We start from the raw sequence: 21,340 nt of genomic DNA on the forward strand, positions 1-21,340 counted from the left end.
GAATAACAAACCTGGGAAACGATATCATGAAAAAGATCTCTGTCCTGCTGGCAGTGACAGCCCTGACTTCGGTTATGGCGACGTCCGCCTGGTCCAAAACGCTTGTCTATTGCTCGGAAGGGTCGCCGGAAGGTTTCGATCCGGGGATTTATACCGCCGGCACCACCTTCGATGCCTCTTCGCGTACGGTCTACAGCCGCCTCGTCGAGTTCAAGCACGGCAGCACCGAGGTTGAGCCGGGCCTCGCCGAAAGCTGGACTGTTTCCCCTGACGGTAAGGAATACACCTTCAAGCTCCGCAAGGGCGTGAAGTTCCAGACCACTGATTTCTTCACCCCGACGCGCGATCTCAATGCCGACGACGTCGTCTTCTCGTTCGAGCGTCAGCTCAAGGAAGACAGCCCGTGGGCCAAGTACGTCGCCGGCGGTTCCTATGAATACGCTGCGGGCATGGGCTTCCCGAAGCTCATCAAGTCGATCGAGAAGGTTGATGACCTCACGGTCAAGTTCGTCCTGAACCGTCCGGAAGCGCCGTTCATCGCCGACCTCGCCATGGACTTCGCATCGGTCCTGTCGAAGGAATACGGCGACAAGCTGCAGGCTGACAAGAAGATGGAACAGATGAACCAGCAGCCGCTCGGCACTGGTCCGTTCACCTTCGTCGCCTATCAGCCTGATGCCGTCATCCGCTACAAGGCGAATGAAACCTACTTCAAGGGCAAGGAAAAGATCGACGATCTCGTCTTTGCGATCACGCCGGACGCATCGGTTCGCGCGCAGAAGCTGAAGTCCGGCGAATGCCAGATCATGCCTTATCCGAACGCCGCCGACATCAAGGATCTCCAGACAGACAAGAGCCTGAAGGTTCTCGAACAGCCGGGCCTGAACGTCTCCTATCTCGCCTACAACACGCTGGTCGCTCCCTTCGATAAGGCCGAAGTGCGCAAGGCGCTGAACATGGCCGTCGACAAGCGGGCGATCGTCGACGCCGTCTTCCAGGGTTCCGGCTCGGTCGCCACCAACCCGATCCCGCCGACCATGTGGTCCTACAACAAGGACATCAAGGACGATCCGTACAACCCCGAAGAAGCCAAGAAGATGCTCGAAAAGGCTGGGGTCAAGAACCTCAGCATGAAAATCTGGGCGATGCCGGTTTCGCGTCCTTACATGCTGAATGCTCGCCGCGCTGCCGAGCTGATGCAGGCTGACCTCGGCAAGATCGGCGTCAAGGTCGAGATCGTCACCTATGACTGGGCTCAGTACCTGAAGCTCTCCTCCGCCAAGGACCGCGATGGCGCGGCCATCCTCGGCTGGACCGGCGACAACGGCGATCCGGACAACTTCCTGGACACGCTGCTCGGCTGCGATGCAGTCGGCGGTAACAACCGTGCCCAGTGGTGCAACAAGGAATTCGACGATCTCGTGAAGAAGGCCAAGCAGACTGCCGACGTCAAGGAGCGCACCAAGCTCTACGAACAGGCGCAGGTCGTCTTCAAGCGCGAAGCTCCGTGGATGACCATCGACCATTCCGAAGAGTTCATTCCGATGAGCTCCAAGGTTTCAGGCTACGTGCAGGATCCGGTCGGCGTTCACCGCTTCGATGGCGTTGATATCGCCGAATAACGGACACGCTCTGAAATACCCGGTCGAAAGCCGGGTGAAACCGGCGGTCAGGCAACATGCTTGACCGCCGGAAAACTTTGGACATCTGCCATGTTGCGATTTCTTTTCAGCCGCCTTGCAGTGCTGATCCCGACATTCCTCGGCGTATCGATCGTCGCCTTTTCTTTCATCCGCCTGCTTCCCGGCGATCCCGTCATGCTGTTGTCAGGCGAGCGCGTCATGTCGCCGGAGCGTCACGCCCAGATCTCCCATGATCTCGGCTATGACCAGCCGCTGGTCATGCAATACGGCCATTATATCTGGAGTGCCTTGCACGGTGATCTCGGCACTTCGATCACCACCAAGCGCGATGTGCTGACCGACTTCCTGACCTTCTTCCCGGCAACGCTGGAACTGTCGATCTGCGCCATGATCCTTGCGATCTGTCTTGGCATTCCGGCCGGCGTCTTCGCCGCCGTCAAGCGCGGCACGTGGTTCGATCAGAGCGTGATGGGCGTCGCCCTTGTCGGCTATTCCATGCCGATCTTCTGGTGGGGCCTGCTGCTGATCATCGTCTTCAACGGCTATCTGCATTGGACGCCGGTTTCGGGCCGCATTGGGCTCATCTATTTCTTCAAGCCGATCACCGGCTTCATGCTGATCGACAGCCTCCTGTCCGGTCAAAAGGGCGCCTTCTGGTCTGCTCTGAATTCGCTGATCCTGCCGACCATCGTGCTCGGCACCATTCCGCTCGCCGTCATCGCGCGGCAAACGCGCTCGGCCATGCTCGAAGTTCTGGGCGAGGATTATGTTCGCACCGCGCGCTCCAAGGGCCTCGCGCCGCTGCGCGTCGTCTCCGTGCATGCCCTGCGCAACGCCATGATCCCGGTCGTCACTACCATCGGCCTGCAGGTCGGCGTGCTGCTCGGCGGTGCCATCCTGACGGAAAGCATCTTTTCCTGGCCGGGCATCGGCAAGTGGATGATCGACGCCGTCTTCAAGCGCGATTATCCTGTGGTGCAGGGCGGTCTGCTGCTGATCGCGGGCATTGTTATGCTCGTCAATCTCGCCGTCGACCTGCTCTACGGCTTCATCAATCCACGCATTCGTCACTAGGAGCGGCCCATGAGCACGGTAAGTCTCAAATCCGACCGCCCCTCCGCTCTTGCGGAGTTCTGGTACTATTTCTCGCGCAACAAGGGCGCCGTCATCGGGCTGGCGATCTTCGTCTTCGTCCTGTTCCTGGCGATCTTCGCCGGCGTCGTCGCCCCGCATAATCCGGATGCCGCCTATGGCAGCGCCATGCAGCGCCTGCCGCCCGCCTGGGCCGAAGGCGGCAATGGCAGCTTTCTCCTCGGCACGGATGCCAATGGTCGCGACCTTCTCTCGCGCCTGATCTACGGCACGCGGTTTTCGCTGTTCATCGGTCTGGTGGTTGCCTCGCTTTCGGCGCTCGCCGGCATCCTGATCGGCCTCGTTGCCGGCTATGTTCGTGGCCGCACCGATACGATCATCATGCGCATCATGGATATCATCCTTGCCATTCCCTCGCTGCTGCTCGCCTTGGTACTGGTGGCGATCCTGGGGCCTGGCCTGACCAACGCCATGATCGCGATCTCCATCGTCAACCAGCCGCATTTCGTCCGCCTGACACGTGCCTCGGTGCTTGCCGAGCGTGACAAGGAATATGTCATCGCCTCGCGCGTCTCCGGCGCCGGCCCGCTTCGCCTGATGTTCAAGACCATCCTGCCGAACTGTCTGGGGCCGCTCATCGTGCAGGCGACGCTCGCCTTTTCGGCCGCAATTCTCGATGCCGCCGCCCTCGGCTTTCTCGGCCAGGGCGCGCAGCCGCCGACACCAGAATGGGGCACGATGCTCGCGGATTCGCGTGAATTCTTCCAGAGCAACCCATGGCTCGTCACTTTTCCCGGTCTGTGCATCCTGATCACGGTTCTCGCCATCAATCTGATGGGTGACGGCCTGCGCGATGCCTTCGACCCGAAGCTGAAGAGGTCGTGATGCCGCTTCTCGATATTGAAAATCTCACCGTTGAATTTCAGACCGCGTCGGGCCTGTTCCGGGCAGTGGACGGCGTATCGCTCACCTGCGACAAGGGTGAAATCCTCTCGATTGTCGGCGAATCCGGCTCCGGCAAGTCGGTGTCCATGCTCGCCATGATGGGGCTTCTGCCTTGGACGGCGAAGATTACCGCCGATCGCATGACATTCGACGGCAAAGACCTGCGCGGCATCTCGTCCCGCCAGCGCCGGAAGATCATCGGCAAGGACATGGCGATGATCTTCCAGGAGCCGATGTCGAGCCTCAATCCGTGCTTCACGGTCGGCTTCCAGCTCGGCGAGACCCTGCGCATCCACATGGGTCTCGACCGCAAGGCGCGTCGTGAGCGCTCGATCGAGCTCTTGAATCTGGTCGGTATCCCGGCGCCCGCGGACCGCTTGTCGAACTACCCGCACCAGATGTCCGGTGGTATGAGCCAGCGCGTCATGATCGCCATGGCGCTCGCCTGCAATCCGAAGCTTCTGATTGCCGACGAGCCGACCACCGCGCTCGACGTGACCATCCAGGCACAGATCCTCGATCTTCTCGCGCGCCTGCAGAAAGAACAGGGCATGGCGCTAGTGCTGATCACCCACGATATGGGCGTGGTGGCCGAAACTGCCGAGCGCGTGCAGGTGCAATATGCCGGCCAGAAGGTCGAGGAGCAGCCGGTCAAGGCATTGTTCCGCGATCCGCATCATCCCTATACGGCCGCACTTCTCTCGGCTCTGCCGGAGCGTGCCGTGGTCGGCGAGCGCCTGCCGTCGATTGCCGGCGTCGTGCCCGGCCAGCATGACCGCCCCACCGGCTGTCTTTTCGCGCCACGCTGCTCGTTTGCAACGCCGGCCTGCGACCGCGGCGTAAAGCGGCAGGGCGCGGAGCTCGGCGTGGCACTCTGCAACTATCCATTGGAACACGGCAAGCCGCTAGGCCATCCCGGCGTTGCCGCCACGCAAGCAGCAGGAGGCCGTTGATGACGGGTGCTGTTCTCGAAGGGCGTGATCTCGCCCGTTTTTACACCGTCAGGCGCGGCGCCTTCAAACCGGAGGCGACCGTCAAGGCGTTGAACGGCGTCAGCTTCAGCCTGCAGTCCGGCCGCACGCTCGCCGTCGTCGGTGAATCCGGTTGCGGCAAGTCGACGCTCGCCCGCCTGGTGACGATGATCGAAGACCCGACGGCGGGCGAATTGCTGATCGATGGTAAGCCGGCTAAGCTTGGCGACAGCAGCCTGCGCAGCGCCGTGCAGATCGTCTTCCAGAATCCTTACGGCTCGCTCAATCCGCGCCAGAAGGTTGGCTCCATCCTCGAGGAGCCGCTGAAGATCAACACCGATGATGATGCCGCCACGCGCCGCCGCAAGGCCGAGGAGATGATGGCGCGCGTCGGTCTGCGCCCGGAACATTACGACCGCTATCCGCACATGTTCTCCGGCGGCCAGCGCCAGCGCATCGCCATCGCCCGCGCATTGATGCTGCGGCCGAAGGTGCTGGTGCTGGACGAGCCTGTCTCCGCGCTCGACCTGTCGATCCAGGCCCAGGTGCTGAACCTTTTGATGGACCTGCAGAAGGAGATGGGTCTCGCCTATCTCTTCATCTCCCACGGTCTTTCGGTCGTTCGCCATATCGCCGACGATGTGATGGTGATGTATCTCGGCCGCCCGGTCGAGACCGGCACGGCGGAGGAAGTCTTTACCCGTCCGCGCCATCCCTATACCGCCGCGCTGCTGTCGGCGACGCCGATCGCCGATCCCGAGCGCGAGAAGAACCGCATCCGCCTGCAGGGCGAATTGCCGTCTCCCCTCAATCCACCAACCGGATGTCACTTCAATCCGCGTTGCTGGCGTGCGCAGGACAAGTGCCGGCAGGTGACGCCGGAATTGCTCGGCGACGGCACGCATAAATTCGCCTGTTTCTTTCCGCTGGATTGATGGCTGGAAGCACTATGAGCGACGTACCGAAATCCCCCCTTGCCGTCATTATCATGGGCGTCAGCGGCAGCGGCAAATCCTCGATCGGCGAGGGTGTCGCGGCCAAGCTCGGCATCCGTTTCATCGAAGGCGACGCGCTGCATCCTGCCGCCAATGTCGAGAAGATGAGCAAGGGCATTCCCCTGACGGATGAGGATCGTTGGCCCTGGCTGGAAAGGATCGGTCAGGAAATTGCGGCGAGCCTTGCGAAAGGCGAGGGGGTCGCCGTTACCTGCTCGGCGCTAAAGCGTATTTATCGCGAGCGTCTGCGCGCCGCCGCTGGCGGGCACCTCTATCTCGTCTATCTCGACGGCTCGAAGGAGCTGCTAACCAAGCGCATGGGCGAGCGCAAGGGCCATTTCATGCCCGCGTCGCTGCTGGAAAGCCAGCTACAAACGCTGGAAGTGCCGACGGGGGAACCCGGCGTCGTTACCGTCGGCATCGACGACACGATCGACGGCATCGTCGAAGCTGCACTCAAGGGTCTCGACGCGATCCGCTAAATCCAGGATATCAGGGCGCGAACCGGTCTGGTGCATAAGCCGAGATGTCGATGAACGGTTTTTCTCCGGTAATCAGCTCGGCAAGCACGCGCCCGGTGACGGGTCCCAGCGTCAGTCCATGATGGGCGTGGCCGAAGGCGAACCATAGGCCGTTGTGGCGCGGCGCCTTGCCGATGATCGGCATCATATCCGGCGTGCAAGGGCGGGCGCCCATCCAGGGCTCCGGGTCGAGTCGCTCGCCGAGCGGGAAGACGGTGCGGGCGACGGCTTCGGCACGGTCGAGCTGGATCGGTGTTTTCGGCGCATCGCGCAGCGCAAATTCCGCCCCGGTCGTCAGCCTGATGCCGCGGCTCATCGGCGCCAGAAAATAGCCGCGCTCGGCATCCAGCGTCCAGTTGTTGAGGATGGCGTCACCCTCGGCGGCGTAGTGCATGTGATAGCCGCGCTTGACGCCCAAAGGAAAAGCATAGCCGAGACGCTTCGTCACGAGATCGGCCCAGGGGCCGAGGGCGACGACGGCATCCTCGGCCTCGATCGAGCCTTCCGACGTCACCATCTTCCAGTGGGCGCCGGACCGGCCGAGCGAGAGGGCGTCGCCGGTCGCGAAACGCCCGCCAATGCTTTCGAAGTAGTTGCGGTAGGCAGCGATCAGACCATGCGGATCGAGCACGGACCAGGGATCGCGCCAGCGCAGGCCGCCGGAGAAGCTGCCTCTGATATGCGGCTCCAATGTTGCGATATCGGCGCCGGTCAGTGCATCGTAAGCGACGCCGAATTCGCGGTTGAGACGTTCGGCCTCGGCGAATTCCGCATCGCGTTTCTCGTTCGTGCGGAAAATCTCCATCCAGCCGTTCTTGCGGATCAATTCCTCTGCATGCGATGCTTCTATCAGGTCGTTGTGCTCGCTGATCGAATGCTCGATCAGCGGCGCATAGGCGCGTGAGATCATCTCATGCCGCTTGGTGTTGGAATTCCACCAATAGCGAGCAAGAAAGGCAATCTGGCCTGGCAGGGCGCGCAGATGGTAATGCGCGTCGATGCGGTTGTTGAAGGCATAGCGCAGTAGCAGGCCGAACTGCTGCGGAAAGCCGTAGGGTACGACGCCTTCGCGCTGGATCAGCCCGGCATTGCCGAAAGAGGTCTCTTTACCGGGAGCTTTGCGGTCGACGAGGATGACCTGCCGCCCGCGCCGCTGAAGGTGGATGGCCGTCGATATGCCGACGATGCCCGCGCCGAGCACGATTGCGTCTTTTGTCATGTTCCCTGCTATCCGCATTCTTCTTTTAGTTGCGCACGATCCCGTCCGGAAACCATGCTCAAGCATCGAAAATGCCTGCCAAAATGCTGCGGCGCAAATGAAAAATGCAATCAAGCCACGGCCTGTCTCAAAGCCGTATTTTCGGCGCGAATGCGTATGGTGAGAATGGCGGCATTGAGCAGCGAAAAGACCAAGGCGTAGAGCGGCAGGCCGAAGGCGAGCGGCAGCACGGCGATCTCGCCGATGACCACCGCATAGTTCGGATGGCTGAGGAAGCGATAGGGTCCGCTTGCCACCAAGGCTGCACCCGGCAGCACGATGATCCGCGTTGTCCAGCGTCCTTTCAGCGTCGCCAGCACCCAGACGCGCAAGCCCTGCAGCACCATGAAGATGGCGAGCCAGAGAAGATTGACCGGCCGGCCGGCGGCGAGAAGCCACAGACCGGCGAGCCAGGCCGCGTGCATCGCGACCATATAGGGATAGTGTTCCGGCGCAATCTCGCGGGCACCACGCGCAAGGAGCGCGGCGGTGTTGCGCCGGGCGTGCAGCAGTTCGGCCAGCCGCTGCAGGGTGACGAAGGTCAGAAGTGCGATCGATGGCCAGAGCATCAGGCGGCCCTCTTCAGCGTGACGCAACTTGCCGCGAAGCCGGGGCCCATGGCGATGAGAGCCGAACGCCGCGGCAGGCCGGCATTGATCGCTCGCTCCAGTACGAAGAGCACGGTCGGCGACGACATATTGCCATAATCGCCGATCACCTCGCGTTCGATATCGAGCGAGCCGGGTTCGAGACCGAAGGCAGTCTCCAGTGCCACCAGTACCTTGGTGCCGCCGGGATGGCAGATGAAGCGGTCGACATCGGATATGGCCAGGCCGGCGCGTTCGAGAATGCCGGCGACGGCGGGCTTGATATTCGCTTCGGCAAAGGGTGGCAGCGATTGCTCCAGGATGATGCCGAAGCCGGTATCGTCGATCTTCCAGCCCATGATTCCAAGCGTATCGGGAAAGAGGTGCTCGCCCGTCGATTCGATTTCCGCGAGACCATCCTTGCCGGCGCGCAGGATACAGGCGGCGGCGCCATCGCCGAACAGCGCTGTCGCGATGATGTTCGGTCGCGTCAGCTCGTCCAGCCGGAAGGCCAGCGAGCAGAGTTCGACGGAAACGAAGAGCACGACAGCCCCTGGGCGGGCTTTCGCCATGCGCGCGGCGATGCCAAGGCCGGAAACACCGGCCGCGCAACCAAGACCGAAGACAGGCACGCGCTCAATATCGGAGCGGAAGCCCATCTCAGCCGCAAGTCTCGCCTCCAGGCTTGGCGTCGTAATGCCCGTCGACGACACCGTAACGATGCAATCAACATCTTCTGCCTTCAAACCGGCGCGTTCCAGCGCATCGGTAGCAGTCTTCCTGAAGAGCTGGCTTGCGACCTCGGCATAGGCGTCCATGCGGTCCTGCCAGCCATGCGATTGTTCGAACCACGAGAGCGGACGCGCGGCATAGCGTTTGCGGATGCCGGCGCTATCGAACACGCGGGCGAGATGTTTGAAATCGCGGAAGCGATCGGAAAACAGGCGGCCGGCGGTCTCGGCAGCCTCGGATTGATAGATGATGTTGTCGGGCGTGGCGACGGCCAGACTGACAAGCTTGACGGTATCGGACACTTGTTTCTCCTTGTAACCCTCGGCGGGTACGCAGGTAGAAACACGCCAGCATCAGGAATTATTCGGCAGGACGCCGGTCACGAAAGAGTGACGGCCGGTCGTAGGGCAAAGCGCTAGAAAATATCTCTCGCTCGCGAATAAAATGAACGGATGGCGTGTTCTCCCGTCGCAACGTTCATTTTTGCCAAGGAGCAATCCCATGACGACTACCGCTTTCCGCCTGGCCTCCGTCGCGCTCGGCGCCTGCCTCACCCTCGGCGCCTTTACCGTTCCGGTTTTCGCGATGGGCGACGACAGCAGCTCGACGCCGACCTGCAAGAAGGGCGAAATCTACGACAAGAAGACGAAGAAGTGCGTAAAGCAGCAGGGCGCCAATATCACCGATGAAAATCGCGCCGATTATGCTTATTCGCTCGCCAAGAAGGACCACCGCTATGAAGAAGCGCTGGAAGTTCTCGACACCATGCAGAATCCGAACACGGCGGAGGCATTGAATTATCGCGGTTACGCCACCCGCAAGCTCGGCCGCACGGATGAGGGCATTTCCTATTACCTGAAGTCGGTCGCAATGGACCCGAAATACGCGTTGGTTCGCGAATATCTCGGCGAAGCCTATGTCATCAAGGGTCAGATCGACCTCGCCAAGGACCAGTTGAGCACGATCAAAACGCTCTGCGGCAACACGTCCTGCGAGGAATATCAGGACCTGAACGACGCCATCAAGAATCCGTCGAGCCTCTGATTTCGGCGTCGGACCTAAGATGGCCGGCATAAGCAGTCAGCATTTAAAGGGATATTCGAGTGTCAGTCGCTCATTCCACAATTTCTGCTTATAGTCGGGTAAGATCGGAACCGCCGGTACGACCGGCGATTCCCAAAAACGCGAACCTCGCGGAGGGTGCCATAGCCAGCGAAGACGATATCAGGGCGGGTCTGTCACAGCATCTGACGCGGCTCTGGCGCTATGCAGTGGTGCTGTCGCACCAACGCGATGTTGCGGATGACCTGGTGCAGGCGACCTGCGTGAGAGCGTTGGAGCGGGCGGGTCAGTTCGCAGCCGGTACGCGGCTCGATCGGTGGTTGTTTTCGATCTTGCATTCGATCTGGCTGAACGAGATCCGATCGCGCCGGGTGCGCATGGGCCAGGGTTTTGTCGATGCCGACGAGACGTTGGTCTTTGATGGTGCGCGCGAGACGGAGACGCATATTCTCGCTGGTCAGGTGCTGAAACAGGTGCAGGCGCTGCCGGAAGCGCAACGCACCGCCGTGTTCCTCGCCTATGTCGAAGGACTTTCCTATCGCGAGGTGGCGGAGGTTTTGGATGTGCCGATCGGAACGGTGATGAGCCGGCTGGCGGCAGCGCGTGCGAAGCTTGCCGATGGTGCCGGGTCGGCGGATGGCGCGCGGCTTTCCGGGGGTGGGCGACTGGGGAACGGGAATGAGTGAATTGGACAACAAAAAAATGCCCTCGGACGAGCTGCTTACCGCCTTCATCGACGGCGAGCTAGGCGCGGCCGAGCGCGACAGGATAGAAGAACTGATCGCAAGCGACGCCCAGGTGGCGGAACGCTTCGATTTCCTGTCGCGCAGCGATCTGCCCTTCCGTGAGGCATTCGAGCCCGTGCTTGCCGCCGCCCCAAGCGCCAGGCTGAACGCCATGCTCGCCGCTATCCCCTCCACAAGCGAGCAGAAGAAGGCTGCTTCCGGCGTCAGCCGCCGTGGCTTCCTGTCGGCGATCGCCGCCTGCCTTATCGCGGGCGTTGCCATCGACCGCGCCGCGATCGGCATCAGCCATCGCCTCACCAAGCCCGAAGAGGGCAGCGACTGGCGCGCCGTCGTCGCCGAATATCTGTCGCTCTATACGCCGGACACGCTGAGCGCACCGGCTGGCGATCGGGCGGAACAGGCCGCGCAATTGAGCGAGGTCGGCGCCAAGCTCGGGCTCACGCTGACGCCCGAAACCATTGCCTTGCCGGGTGTCGATTTCAAGCGCGCCCAAGTCTTGAATTATGACAGCAAGCCTTTGGCGCAGATCGCCTATCTCGATCCCGAAAGCGGTCCGATGGCCCTCTGCATCATCCCCTCGAGCAAGGGCGCTTCCGCACCGGATATGGAAAACCGCCGCGGCATGAATGTCGTGTACTGGTCGAACGCCACCCACGCCTTCATGCTGATCGGCCATTCGCCGATCGACCGGATGAAGGCGCTGGCGGATGGTGTTCGGCAAAGCTTGGCGGCTTGAGATCGAGGCTTTCTCCAACGAGCAGGAAGGGTTAGCCCTCGCAAATAACGCGATTCAAAAAGAATTTGGCGAAAACTCTTCCTGCTGATATTCTCCGCCCAACGAAAATCGAATGAGCGCCTGCAGCATGCCCTGGGGCCTTGCGCGGCGCGGTGGAAAAGATACGTGAGTGACCCCGACAGCGGCAGAGCGCCGCAGGCAAACGGGGCGTCGGTAGCAGAGCGCAGGAAGGGTAAATCCTCCCGGCGTGGTAAGCGTAAGCGTGGCGGTCCCGCCCGTCCGAACGCTTATTCTGCGGAGGCCAACCAGACCGGCTCGTCCAGTCCGGTGGCGACACGCCCAATAGACAACGACGCCGGCTCTCCGGCCAAAAAGCGCAAGCGCCGTCGCCGTGCCCGTGGCGGAGCGCATGATGGTGCGCAGCACACTTCCCCGACACAGCAACAGGCTTCCGGCGCGCAGGAACGCCGCGCTGCGGCCGAACACGGCCATGCGTCGTCGCACAAGAGCGGCAAGAACAGGCGCAAGCACCGCAGCAAGCGCGGTTTGCAGGGCCGCCCGCTGGTGCACGAAAAGACGGCGCAGATCGTCGCCCCCGCCGCTCCCGTCACCGCTGAACACGCGCCTGCCCGCAATGATCATCACGACCGGAATGCGTCGCCGCAGCGCCGTGACGGCCATGCGTCGCATCATCATGCCGATGGCGATTACCGTCCTGTCGATCTCTACGCGGCGCTCGATCTTGGCACCAATAATTGCCGTCTGCTGATCGCCCAGCCGACGAGGCCTGGCCAGTTCCGCGTCGTCGACGCCTTTTCCCGCATCGTTCGTCTCGGCGAAGGGCTTGGCGCCAGCGGCCGGCTGTCGAGCGATGCCATGGACCGGGCCGTCGAGGCTTTGCGCATCTGCGCGGGCAAGCTGAAGACGCGCGATATCCGCCGCATGCGGCTGATCGCCACCGAGGCCTGCCGCGCGGCGGAGAACGGCGAAGCTTTCCTCGCCCGCGTTACCGAAGAAACCGGCCTGCGGCTCGAAATCATCGACCGCGAGACCGAGGCGCGGCTTGCCGTCTCCGGCTGCTCGTCGCTCGTCGGCCCCGAGGCGCGCTCGGTCGTGTTGTTCGATATTGGGGGTGGCTCCTCGGAAATCGCCGTCATCCGCATTGGCGAAAACCGCTCTAGCCGGCTTGCCAATCACATCACCCACTGGACCTCGCTGCCGGTTGGCGTCGTGACGCTCTCCGAACGCCATGGCGGCCGCGACGTCACGCCGGAACTGTTCGAGACCATGGTGCGCGAGGTCGAGGGCATGCTCGAACGTTTCGACTGCCCGCCGGTCCAGGGCGCTGCCCGCGACAGCGGCGATTTTCATCTGATCGGCACGTCCGGAACGGTGACGACGCTTGCCGGCGTCCATCTCGATCTGCCGCGTTACGACCGGCGCCGGGTCGATGGTGTCTGGCTGTCCGACGATGAGGTGACGGCCATGCAATCGAAGCTGCTTTCCTGGGATTTCGCCGGCCGCGCCGCCAATCCCTGCATCGGGCCGGACCGTGCCGATCTCGTTTTGGCGGGCTGCGCCATTCTCGAAGCGATCCGCCGCCGCTGGCCGAGCCCGCGCATGCGCGTCGCCGATCGCGGTCTGCGCGAAGGACTGCTGACCGATATGATGGCGGATGACGGCGTATGGCGGCGGGGCCGCTCGCGCCGCGGCCATCGACCCAAGGATATGAAGGGGCCGCAGGCATGACCAAGCCAACGATCGCTGGCAACCGCACCGGGCGCAAGCTCGGCCAGCGCGTCAAGAAAAAGAAGCTGAAGGCCTCCTCGCGGCAATGGCTGGAACGGCACATCAACGATCCCTATGTGCAGCGCGCCCAGCTTGAGGGCTATCGCGCCCGCGCCGCCTTCAAGCTGCTGGAGATCGACGAGAAGCATCATATCCTCAAGGGCGCACGCCGCATCATCGATCTCGGCGCCGCGCCGGGAAGCTGGTCGCAGATCGCCGCCAAGGTGACGGGATCGACGGAGGAGGATATCCGCGTTGCGGCCATCGACTTCCTGGAAATGGCGCCGTTGCCGGGCGTCACCATCCTGCAGCTCGACTTCCTCGATCCGGACGCACCGCAGCGGCTGATCGATGCCGTCGGCGGCACGCCGGATCTGGTGATTTCGGACATGGCCGCGCCGACGACCGGCCATCAGCGCACCGATCATCTGCGAACCATGCATCTCTGCGAGGTTGCCGCGCATTTTGCCGTCGAGGTCCTGGGTGAAGGCGGGCATTTCCTCGCCAAGACCTTCCAGGGCGGCACGGAGCGCGACCTGCTGACGCTGCTGAAGCAGAATTTTCGCCAGGTCATTCATGTAAAGCCGGGCGCATCCAGGGCCGAATCCGTGGAGATGTTTCTGCTGGCCAAGGGCTTCAAGGGACGCAAGACGGACGACGAAGCAACGAGCGCTTGATTTAGCTGTCGCTTTTGTCCGATGATACGGTTCCATCGGCATTGCAGGCAGCGCATTCATGCTTCTTTACGTCACTCTCGGCTCCAACGATATTCCGCGTGCACGCAGCTTCTATGATGCGGTTCTGCCGGTCCTCGGCTATCGGCTTCAACGCGAATCGGATGAGGAAATCGGCTATGCCGCCGATGGCGACACGCGCTGCCGTTTCTGGGTGGTGGTTCCCTATAATCATCGCAAGGCGACGATCGGCAATGGCTCCATGGTGGCTCTGCACGCTGAAAGCCGCGCCGATGTCGACGCCTTTCATGCGGCAGCCCTTGCCCATGGCGGCACGGATGAGGGCAAGCCCGGCCTGCGCTCTTTCCATGCCAATTTCTATGCGGCCTACGTGCGCGATCCCGACGGCAACAAACTCAGCGCCGTCTGCGAGCGGCCGGAATAAACCTTCCGGCGTTTCCCGAACGACCTACTTCACCATCGGCTGCCGATGCTGGGGTACCTGCGGCTGCATCGCGGCCACGCGCTTCAGGCCGGCCTTATGGCCGGAAACCATGGCGCCGGCGCTGCGGTCCATGCGGATGAAGGGAATGGTGGCGACCACGGTCAGGATCGAGATGCAGAAGAAGGCGATATGGAAATCGCGAACCTGCAGCTCCGTACCGCTGAAGTAGGTCGAGGTTTCCAGGATCATTGCGGCGACGGCAACGCCAAGCGCGAGGCTGATCTGCTGCATGACCGAACTCATCGACGTGGCCTGGCTCGCCTGCTTGTCGCTGATATCGGCATAGGCGAGCGCGTTGATGCCGGTGAAGAAGAACGAGCGTGAGAAACCGCCGATCAGGAGCACGCCGACGATGATGAGATGCGACGTCCAGGGCTGAAAGAGGCCGGTGCAGATCGTCGTTATCGTCGTGACCCCTGCCGCCGACAGCAGTGCCGTCTTGAAGCCGATGGCGGTGAAGACGCGGCGGGCGATGAACTTGGTGGTAATGGCGCCGATGGCGCCGGCAAAGGTGATCAGGCCCGATTGGAACGGATTGAGGCCGAAGCCGAGCTGCAGCATCAGCGGCGTCAGGAAGGGCATGGCGCCGATGCAGATGCGAAACAGCGTGCCGCCGGTGACGGAAGCGCGAAAGGTAATATTCTTCAGCAGCGACAGATCGAGAATGGGCGCCGGGTGGCGGCGGGCATGGCCGACATAAAGGAAGCCGCAGATGAAGCCGATGACGATGGCTGAGATGCCGATGAACGGCGGCAGGGCCGGCAGGCTGATGACCGACATACCGAAGACGACGCCAGCCGCCGCGACGGACGTCAGCACGAAGCCGATGAAATCAAGCTTCGGCGGCTTGGTTGCTTCGACCGCCGGCAGAAAGATCGTCGACAGGATGACGCCGAGAACGCCTACGGGCACGTTGATCAGGAAGATCCAGTGCCAGGAGGCGTAAGTGGTGATGAAGCCGCCGAGCGGCGGTCCGGCAAGCGGGCCGACGAGGGCCGGAATGGTAAGCAGCGCCATGGCCGAGACCAAATCGCTTTTCTGCGTCGTGCGCACCAGCACAAGGCGGCCGACGGGCGTCATCATCGAGCCGCCGAGACCTTGCAGGAAACGGGCAATGACGAATTCCCAGAGGCCGCCCGAGGCGGCGCACATGATCGAGCCGATGACGAAGACGCAGATGGCAAGCCGGAAGATGTTCTTCGCCCCGAAGCGATCCGCCATCCAGCCGCTGATCGGAATGAACACCGCAAGCGATACCATGTAGGACGTCAGCGCCAGTTTCAGGGTGATCGGACCAACATGGAGATCCGCCGCGATGGCCGGCAGCGCGGTCGCAATCACGGTGGAGTCCATCTGTTCCATGAAGAGAGCAACGGCAAGAATCAGGGGAACGATGCGGTTCATAGGCATATGCCTTAGTGGGTCGTGTCTTCGGGGAAGGGGGTCCGCCTGAGACGGGCACCAGCTCTGTAGTCCTGTGCGCAACCTCTGCCAATCCCCGAATCCGCCCCTTGGCTTCGCGAGGATCACGTCTTCGTGATGCCGCTTGCTGCCCAGTATAGGATACCAAGTTTGACATGTGCTAAACGCATGGAAATGCTAAACGCATAAAATGTCGCTCGGTGTATTAGCGGAATTGGACGGATATGTCATGGCGAAATTATCGATCATGAAAGGTCATATCCGCTGTGTCGCTGCCGAGGGCGATAACACCCATTGGAGAAAATGATATTATGACCGTCGCAGTTCTGCCGCCCGAGACCCATCGGTTCAAGCTGGGGTCCTGCACTGTCACCGTCGTCAAGGATGGCGCAAGCATTCTGGACAATCCCTGGGAAACCTTCGGATCGAACCAGTCGCCGGAAACGGTGCGGAAGCTTTTGGCGCAGAACTTCCTGCCGACGGAGAAGCTCCTCAACAGCTATACGCCAGCTATCATCGACACAGGAGCCGACGTGATCGTCGTCGACACCGGCTTCGGCGCCGCCGGCCGCGCCCGCGGCTTGGGCCGTTTTCGCGACGGTCTGATGGCTGTCGGCTATGCGCCGGAGCAGGTGACCGTCGTCGCTCTGACGCATCTGCACGGCGACCACATCAATGGGTTGATGGAGGACGGCGCTCCGGCCTTTCCGAACGCCCGCTATGTCACGGGCGAAATCGAATATGAATTCTGGACCGACACGTCACGCGAAGGGACGCCGGCCGAAGGCGGTCACAAGGCTGTGCTCGCCAATGTCGCGCCTTTTGCCGAGAAAATGACCTTCCTCAAGGACGGAGATCAGATCGTCAGCGGCATGACCGCCATGATCGCGCCCGGCCACACGCCCGGTCATCTCGTCTTCCATCTCGAATCGGATGGCAAGCAACTGGTCCTGACCGGCGATACGGCCAATCACTATCTCCTCTCTCTCGGGCGCCCGGATTGGGAGGTGCGCTTTGACGCCGATAAGGCGCAGGCCGCCAAGACCCGCCGCCGTGTCTTCGACATGATCGCCACCGACCGCATCCCTTTCCTCGGCTTCCACATGCCGTTCCCCGCCGTTGGCTTTGTCGAAAAGCAGCCCGAGGGGTTCCGCTATGTGCCGAAAACCTATCAGTTCGATTTGTAAGGCAGAGGCTCGATCAATTTAGTGAAACGAAATCGACTCAGATAACGCAATTAAGCATCCACTGTACGCCGAACTGATCGGTGAGCTTCCCGTAGAGATTGCTCCAAGGCTGTTTGCCGAGCGGTGTCGTAATCGTGCCGCCTTTTGCCAAGCGGGCGAATAACTCTTTCGTCCGCTCCGTATCTTCGAACTCAAGCAGATGTGCTGATCCGCGCATCGGCTCGGCATCGTCATTGTCCGAAGCGTAGAAAAGTACGCCGGGACCTTGGAACTTCGCGTGCATGATCTGGCCCTGGACAAATCCGGGCGGCGTCGGGATTCCATTCACGCCGTAGCGCGTGATTTCGACGATTTTTCCAAGGCCGCAGGTCTCGTAAAAATTAAGCGCCTGCTCGCAGCGCGTCGTGAAAAATAGATAATTGGAAAGTCGCATAGCGAGACTCGCTCTGGTCACGGGCTACGAGTGGGTGGGAACTGACCGTATCGCTTGGCAAGCGTTTTACAGCGCGGCCGCTCGTTGGATCGCACTGACAAGCTGGGTATTGTCGTAGACTTGGCCGCCGATACCCCAGGAGCCTTCCGCGGCATAAACGATGTTGGTCCAGATATGTTCGCGGGATATCCGACCATTCGAAGCGCGTTCGACTATGGTTGTGGCCGCCTCGATAAAAGCCTGTTTGGCCTCGTCCGTCGCGAGCGCGATCTCTGGCAGTTTCAGCTCTATGAAGGCGGCCGCGGCCGCCTTTCCGCCTGAGAACACGCGTCCCTGCGGCAGAACATTGATGGTGCCGACAACGTTCGGGGTCATGAACGCGTTGCCCGAGAGTTGCGAAACCTTCAAGAGAACATCGGTCAATTCGGCGAAGGTTTGGGCCTCGGCTTCGCTCGACAGCAAACCTTCGGGTATAGTGAGTGTGATAGGCATAACGGGAAATCCTCTCGTTTGAAAACTTGGTTGGCGATACTACATAAATACTGATTGCTCTCTATTGATACACACCGATCGCTCTCTATGCAAACATAAAGAGTGATCGCTCTTAAAGAAAGTTGATATGCGCTACAGTACTGAACACAAGCTCGAAACTCGCACGCGCGTTCTCTACGCGGCGGGCGAACTTTTCCGTCAGGAAGGCTATGGCGGTTCCGGCATCGATGCTTTGACCAAGGCGGCGGGCGTCACGAACGGCGCCTTCTACGGGCATTTCAAATCGAAAAGCGAAGCTTTCAGGGCAGCGGTTCAGTCGGGACTGGATGAACTGCGGCTGGGCATATCGACTTTGAAAGCTCAAAAGGGCAAGGGTTGGCTACCGGCCTTCGTAAGCTACTATCTCGGGCCGAAGCGCACCTGCGCGCTCGGCCAGAGCTGCGCCCTGCCAAGTCTGTCCCCCGACGTCATGCGTGCCGACGCCGATACGAAGGTTGCCTACGAAGTCGAATTGCGCCGGGTCATAGAGGAAGCGGCTTCTGGTTTGACTGGTAACTCGGCCGAGGAACGCGAAGAAAATGCAATCGCGCTCCTGGCGCTTCTGTCCGGTGGCGTAACCATGGCGCGCGCTGTTTCCGACCCCGCCCTATCGGCGCGCATCGTAGAGGCGCTCGAGCGAAAGGTCGGGTCCATTGCCTCCTCTACGGAAGAGCGCTGAGGTTAGTCGGGTATCCGGCTTAGTGACGGGAAGCTTATGTCGGCGTTTTCCCTATTCCCTTCCTGTCATAGACGTGTTACCAGCCCTCGCCAACTTCCAAGCAACACTTGCAAGATCGCCCGGCGGACGATTCGTTCCGGAGCCATCCTGCTTTTCACAGACGAAGGAAATTGGCCATGGCACGCATCATTGAAACGTCAACCGGGTTGGATGCTCTGACATTCGACGACGTGCTCCTGCAGCCGGGGCACTCCGAGGTCATGCCGGGCCAGACGAATATCGCCACCCGCATCGCCCAGGATATTGAACTCAACCTGCCGATCCTCTCCGCCGCCATGGACACGGTGACGGAAAGCCGTCTCGCCATCGCCATGGCTCAGGCTGGCGGCATGGGCGTTATCCACCGCAATCTGACGCCGGTGCAGCAGGCCGAGGAAGTCCGCCAGGTCAAGAAGTTCGAAAGCGGCATGGTGGTCAATCCGGTCACGATCGGCCCCGACGCAACGCTCGCCGAAGCACTCAACCTCATGAAGGCGCACGGCATTTCCGGCATTCCGGTCGTTGAAAAGTCGCACCGCCTCGTCGGCATTCTCACCAACCGCGACGTACGCTTCGCTTCCGATCCCTCGCAGAAGATCTACGAGCTGATGACCCGCGAAAATCTCGTGACGGTCACGGAAAGCGTTCAGCAGCAGGAAGCCAAGCGTCTGCTCCATAAGCACCGCATCGAAAAGCTCCTGGTGGTCGATGGCGATAGCCGCCTCGTCGGCCTGATCACCGTCAAGGACATCGAGAAGTCGCAGCTCAATCCGAACGCTTCCAAGGATGCGCAGGGCCGCCTGCGTGCCGCAGCCGCCATCAGTGTCGGTGACGATGGCTACGAGCGTGCCGAGCGCCTGATCGATGCAGGCGTCGATCTTTTGGTCGTCGATACCGCCCATGGTCATTCGCAGCGCGTTCTCGATGCCGTCAGCCGGGTCAAGAAGCTCTCCAATTCGGTCCGCATCATGGCCGGCAATGTCGCCACCTATGACGGCACGCGGGCGCTGATCGACGCCGGTGCGGATGCCGTGAAGGTTGGTATCGGCCCCGGTTCCATCTGCACGACCCGTATCGTCGCCGGTGTCGGCGTGCCGCAGCTTGCTGCCATCATGTCGGCGGTGCAGGCCGCGCAGGACCAGAACATCCCTGTTATCGCCGATGGCGGCATCAAGTTCTCCGGCGATCTCGCCAAGGCGATCGCCGCCGGCGCATCCGCTGCCATGATCGGTTCGCTGCTGGCGGGCACGGATGAAAGCCCGGGCGAGGTCTATCTCTACCAGGGTCGTTCGTTCAAGGCGTATCGCGGCATGGGCTCCGTCGGCGCCATGGCGCGCGGCTCCGCCGATCGCTACTTCCAGGCGGAAGTACGCGACACGCTGAAGCTCGTGCCGGAAGGCATTGAAGGCCAGGTGCCCTACAAGGGTTCGGTCTCGGGCGTGCTGCACCAGCTCGCCGGCGGCCTTAAGGCGGCCATGGGCTATGTCGGCGGCGCCGACCTCAAGGAGTTCCAGGAGCGCGCCACCTTCGTACGCATCTCCGGCGCCGGCCTGCGCGAAAGCCATGCCCATGACGTCACGATCACCCGCGAAAGCCCGAACTATCCCGGTGCAGGCGGCTGATCGATGGCAGATCGCGTTCAGGGCAACGTCAGGTCCTTGCAGGGCCTGACGGCGATCCTGGCAGCCTTGTCCCTGGCACTTTTTGCCTGGATCTATGCCGGCTTCGTCAGAGCATTCAGCGATGCCGCAGCCGGCGAGAAAATGCTGGACGTCCGCATCGGCGGCTATGAGCGCGACGACGTCATAGCCATGCTGCGCTACCTCAAGGATCATCCCGATCCGGCGGCGATCCTGCATTCCATGTATCTCGGGCCGGAGCTCATCTTTCCGCTGGTGCTGGGCGGTCTGCTCTTCTGCCTGCTGCGGCTGGTTCGGCCGAGCGGCATCTTCTTCGGGCGGCCGATCCCGCCTGGTGCGGTCAGCCTGATTTTTTCTCTACCGGTCTTCTATGGCGTGATGGACTATGCCGAAAATATCGCCGGCCTGTTGCTCTATCCGCCGGCCACGCCGTCGGACGGGACCGTGACGCTGCTCTCGGGTCTGCTGCCGATTGTCGTGCGGCTAAAATTCCTCTCATTGGTCGTCACGATCATTCTACTGGCCCGTTTCGCAATTCTTCGCTACCTGTCTGCGGACGGTTCCAAGCCGTCCTGAGCGGTGGTTCTGCCGCTCAGCAATCCTTAGAGCGGTTTCAGCGTTTCATGGAATCGCTTTCCCGCTCTATCCCTTTGTTTTAAGCAATTCCGGACGGAAAACCGCTTCGCACTTTTCCTGGAATTGCTCTAAGGAGTTGGCGGCGTGACCGGCTATGAAATGTTCTGGCCCATGGTGGCCCATGCGGTGCTTGTCTATATTCTCTACGCGCTTTTAGGCTTGCGCCGCCAAAGTGCGGTGAAGGCGGGCAAGATCAAACGATCGCAGTTTCGCGAGAACCTTGCTGCCGATGAGCCGGCGGAAAGCCTGGTTGTGCGCAACAGCCTCGCCAATCAGTTCGAACTTCCCATTCTCTTTTATGCTTGCTCCATTGCGCTGTTCGTCGCCCAGGCAGACAATCTGGCCGCGGTCATTCTGGCGTGGATCTTTGTCGCCTCGCGCTATGCTCACGCTTACGTACACGTCACCAGCAACGACCTGCGCTACCGCAGCCCGCTTTTCGCGCTCGGCTATGTGGCCCTTGCCGGGATGTGGGTCTGGCTTGCCATCTGGATGACGTTCTCCTAACGGGACTTGCA

The 21,340-nt window shown here is 61.4% G+C and carries 23 protein-coding genes; 17 read left to right on the plus strand and 6 right to left on the minus strand.

What is annotated here, in order from left to right; genetic code table 11:
• Window positions 1-26: 26 nt before the first annotated feature.
• The 6 genes from NXC24_RS03675 to NXC24_RS03700 all read left to right on the plus strand — a co-directional run bounded on the left by NXC24_RS03675 (window position 27) and on the right by NXC24_RS03700 (window position 6,128).
• The gene (locus NXC24_RS03675; protein ID WP_104824990.1) at window positions 27-1,622 is read left to right on the plus strand and encodes an ABC transporter substrate-binding protein; all 1,596 of its coding nucleotides are present in this window, start codon (window positions 27-29) and stop codon (window positions 1,620-1,622) included.
• Window positions 1,623-1,712: 90 nt separating this feature from the next.
• Entirely contained in the window at window positions 1,713-2,717 is a 1,005-nt protein-coding gene (locus tag NXC24_RS03680) for an ABC transporter permease subunit (protein ID WP_104822067.1), read from the plus strand.
• A gap of 9 nt (window positions 2,718-2,726) precedes the next feature.
• The gene (locus NXC24_RS03685) at window positions 2,727-3,620 is read left to right on the plus strand and encodes an ABC transporter permease subunit (RefSeq protein ID WP_104822068.1); all 894 of its coding nucleotides are present in this window, start codon (window positions 2,727-2,729) and stop codon (window positions 3,618-3,620) included.
• Entirely contained in the window at window positions 3,620-4,633 is a 1,014-nt protein-coding gene (locus NXC24_RS03690) for an ABC transporter ATP-binding protein (RefSeq protein WP_104822069.1), read from the plus strand. Before NXC24_RS03685 ends, NXC24_RS03690 begins: the two co-directional genes overlap by 1 nt.
• Entirely contained in the window at window positions 4,633-5,586 is a 954-nt protein-coding gene (locus tag NXC24_RS03695) for a peptide ABC transporter ATP-binding protein (protein ID WP_104822070.1), read from the plus strand. Before NXC24_RS03690 ends, NXC24_RS03695 begins: the two co-directional genes overlap by 1 nt.
• 14 nt (window positions 5,587-5,600) lie before the next feature.
• On the plus strand, window positions 5,601-6,128 hold the full coding sequence (locus tag NXC24_RS03700; protein WP_104822071.1) for a gluconokinase: 528 nt from the start codon (window positions 5,601-5,603) through the stop codon (window positions 6,126-6,128).
• A 10-nt stretch (window positions 6,129-6,138) separates the two neighbouring features.
• Here the strand turns inward: NXC24_RS03700 and NXC24_RS03705 are convergent, their stop codons facing one another.
• From NXC24_RS03705 to NXC24_RS03715, 3 genes are all read right to left on the minus strand, one after another.
• Window positions 6,139-7,386 carry an FAD-binding oxidoreductase gene (locus NXC24_RS03705; protein WP_104822072.1) on the minus strand — a complete coding sequence of 416 codons (1,248 nt, stop codon included), beginning with the start codon at window positions 7,384-7,386 and terminating at the stop codon, window positions 6,139-6,141.
• A 110-nt stretch (window positions 7,387-7,496) separates the two neighbouring features.
• A complete protein-coding gene (locus tag NXC24_RS03710; protein WP_104822073.1) occupies window positions 7,497-7,994 on the minus strand; it encodes an isoprenylcysteine carboxylmethyltransferase family protein in 498 nt (165 codons plus the stop codon).
• A complete protein-coding gene (locus NXC24_RS03715) occupies window positions 7,994-9,046 on the minus strand; it encodes a type III polyketide synthase (protein ID WP_104822074.1) in 1,053 nt (350 codons plus the stop codon). The genes NXC24_RS03710 and NXC24_RS03715 overlap by 1 nt, the downstream gene beginning before the upstream one ends.
• A gap of 199 nt (window positions 9,047-9,245) precedes the next feature.
• Here NXC24_RS03715 and NXC24_RS03720 point away from each other — a divergent pair, with 199 nt between their 5' ends.
• The 6 genes from NXC24_RS03720 to NXC24_RS03745 all read left to right on the plus strand — a co-directional run bounded on the left by NXC24_RS03720 (window position 9,246) and on the right by NXC24_RS03745 (window position 14,195).
• Window positions 9,246-9,788: a tetratricopeptide repeat protein gene (locus NXC24_RS03720; protein WP_104822075.1), complete on the plus strand. Its 543-nt coding sequence runs from the start codon at window positions 9,246-9,248 to the stop codon at window positions 9,786-9,788.
• 59 nt (window positions 9,789-9,847) lie between these two features.
• Window positions 9,848-10,492, plus strand: coding sequence for an RNA polymerase sigma factor (locus tag NXC24_RS03725; protein ID WP_104822076.1), 645 nt, complete (start codon window positions 9,848-9,850; stop codon window positions 10,490-10,492).
• A gap of 16 nt (window positions 10,493-10,508) precedes the next feature.
• A complete protein-coding gene (locus NXC24_RS03730) occupies window positions 10,509-11,288 on the plus strand; it encodes a Fis family transcriptional regulator (protein ID WP_104824991.1) in 780 nt (259 codons plus the stop codon).
• Window positions 11,289-11,453: 165 nt separating this feature from the next.
• On the plus strand, window positions 11,454-13,037 hold the full coding sequence (locus NXC24_RS03735) for a Ppx/GppA phosphatase family protein (RefSeq protein WP_104822077.1): 1,584 nt from the start codon (window positions 11,454-11,456) through the stop codon (window positions 13,035-13,037).
• The gene (locus NXC24_RS03740) at window positions 13,034-13,753 is read left to right on the plus strand and encodes an RlmE family RNA methyltransferase (protein WP_104822078.1); all 720 of its coding nucleotides are present in this window, start codon (window positions 13,034-13,036) and stop codon (window positions 13,751-13,753) included. The genes NXC24_RS03735 and NXC24_RS03740 overlap by 4 nt, the downstream gene beginning before the upstream one ends.
• Window positions 13,754-13,811: 58 nt before the next feature.
• A complete protein-coding gene (locus NXC24_RS03745; RefSeq protein WP_104822079.1) occupies window positions 13,812-14,195 on the plus strand; it encodes a VOC family protein in 384 nt (127 codons plus the stop codon).
• Between the two features lie 24 nt (window positions 14,196-14,219).
• Here NXC24_RS03745 and NXC24_RS03750 read toward each other — a convergent pair whose 3' ends face one another.
• Complete coding sequence (locus tag NXC24_RS03750) at window positions 14,220-15,659, minus strand: MFS transporter (RefSeq protein WP_104822080.1); 1,440 nt, start codon at window positions 15,657-15,659, stop codon at window positions 14,220-14,222.
• Between the two features lie 329 nt (window positions 15,660-15,988).
• Between NXC24_RS03750 and NXC24_RS03755 the strand changes: the two genes are divergently transcribed.
• Window positions 15,989-16,864 (plus strand): MBL fold metallo-hydrolase, encoded by an 876-nt coding sequence (locus NXC24_RS03755; protein ID WP_104822081.1) that lies wholly within the window; start codon window positions 15,989-15,991, stop codon window positions 16,862-16,864.
• Window positions 16,865-16,901: 37 nt separating this feature from the next.
• On the opposite strand, the gene NXC24_RS03760 is transcribed toward NXC24_RS03755, so the two are convergent.
• Window positions 16,902-17,297 carry a VOC family protein gene (locus NXC24_RS03760; RefSeq protein WP_104822082.1) on the minus strand — a complete coding sequence of 132 codons (396 nt, stop codon included), beginning with the start codon at window positions 17,295-17,297 and terminating at the stop codon, window positions 16,902-16,904.
• 66 nt (window positions 17,298-17,363) lie between these two features.
• The gene (locus tag NXC24_RS03765) at window positions 17,364-17,789 is read right to left on the minus strand and encodes a Tautomerase enzyme (protein ID WP_104822083.1); all 426 of its coding nucleotides are present in this window, start codon (window positions 17,787-17,789) and stop codon (window positions 17,364-17,366) included.
• A gap of 127 nt (window positions 17,790-17,916) precedes the next feature.
• Here NXC24_RS03765 and NXC24_RS03770 point away from each other — a divergent pair, with 127 nt between their 5' ends.
• The 4 genes from NXC24_RS03770 to NXC24_RS03785 all read left to right on the plus strand — a co-directional run bounded on the left by NXC24_RS03770 (window position 17,917) and on the right by NXC24_RS03785 (window position 21,329).
• Window positions 17,917-18,507 carry a TetR/AcrR family transcriptional regulator gene (locus NXC24_RS03770; protein WP_104822084.1) on the plus strand — a complete coding sequence of 197 codons (591 nt, stop codon included), beginning with the start codon at window positions 17,917-17,919 and terminating at the stop codon, window positions 18,505-18,507.
• Between the two features lie 176 nt (window positions 18,508-18,683).
• A complete protein-coding gene (guaB, locus tag NXC24_RS03775) occupies window positions 18,684-20,168 on the plus strand; it encodes an IMP dehydrogenase (RefSeq protein WP_104822085.1) in 1,485 nt (494 codons plus the stop codon).
• 3 nt (window positions 20,169-20,171) lie between these two features.
• Window positions 20,172-20,762 carry a hypothetical protein gene (locus NXC24_RS03780; RefSeq protein WP_104822086.1) on the plus strand — a complete coding sequence of 197 codons (591 nt, stop codon included), beginning with the start codon at window positions 20,172-20,174 and terminating at the stop codon, window positions 20,760-20,762.
• A 144-nt stretch (window positions 20,763-20,906) separates the two neighbouring features.
• Window positions 20,907-21,329 carry an MAPEG family protein gene (locus NXC24_RS03785; protein ID WP_104822087.1) on the plus strand — a complete coding sequence of 141 codons (423 nt, stop codon included), beginning with the start codon at window positions 20,907-20,909 and terminating at the stop codon, window positions 21,327-21,329.
• Window positions 21,330-21,340 lie beyond the last annotated feature (11 nt).

Source organism: Rhizobium sp. NXC24, from assembly GCF_002944315.1.
Classification (GTDB): Bacteria; Pseudomonadota; Alphaproteobacteria; order Rhizobiales; family Rhizobiaceae; genus Rhizobium.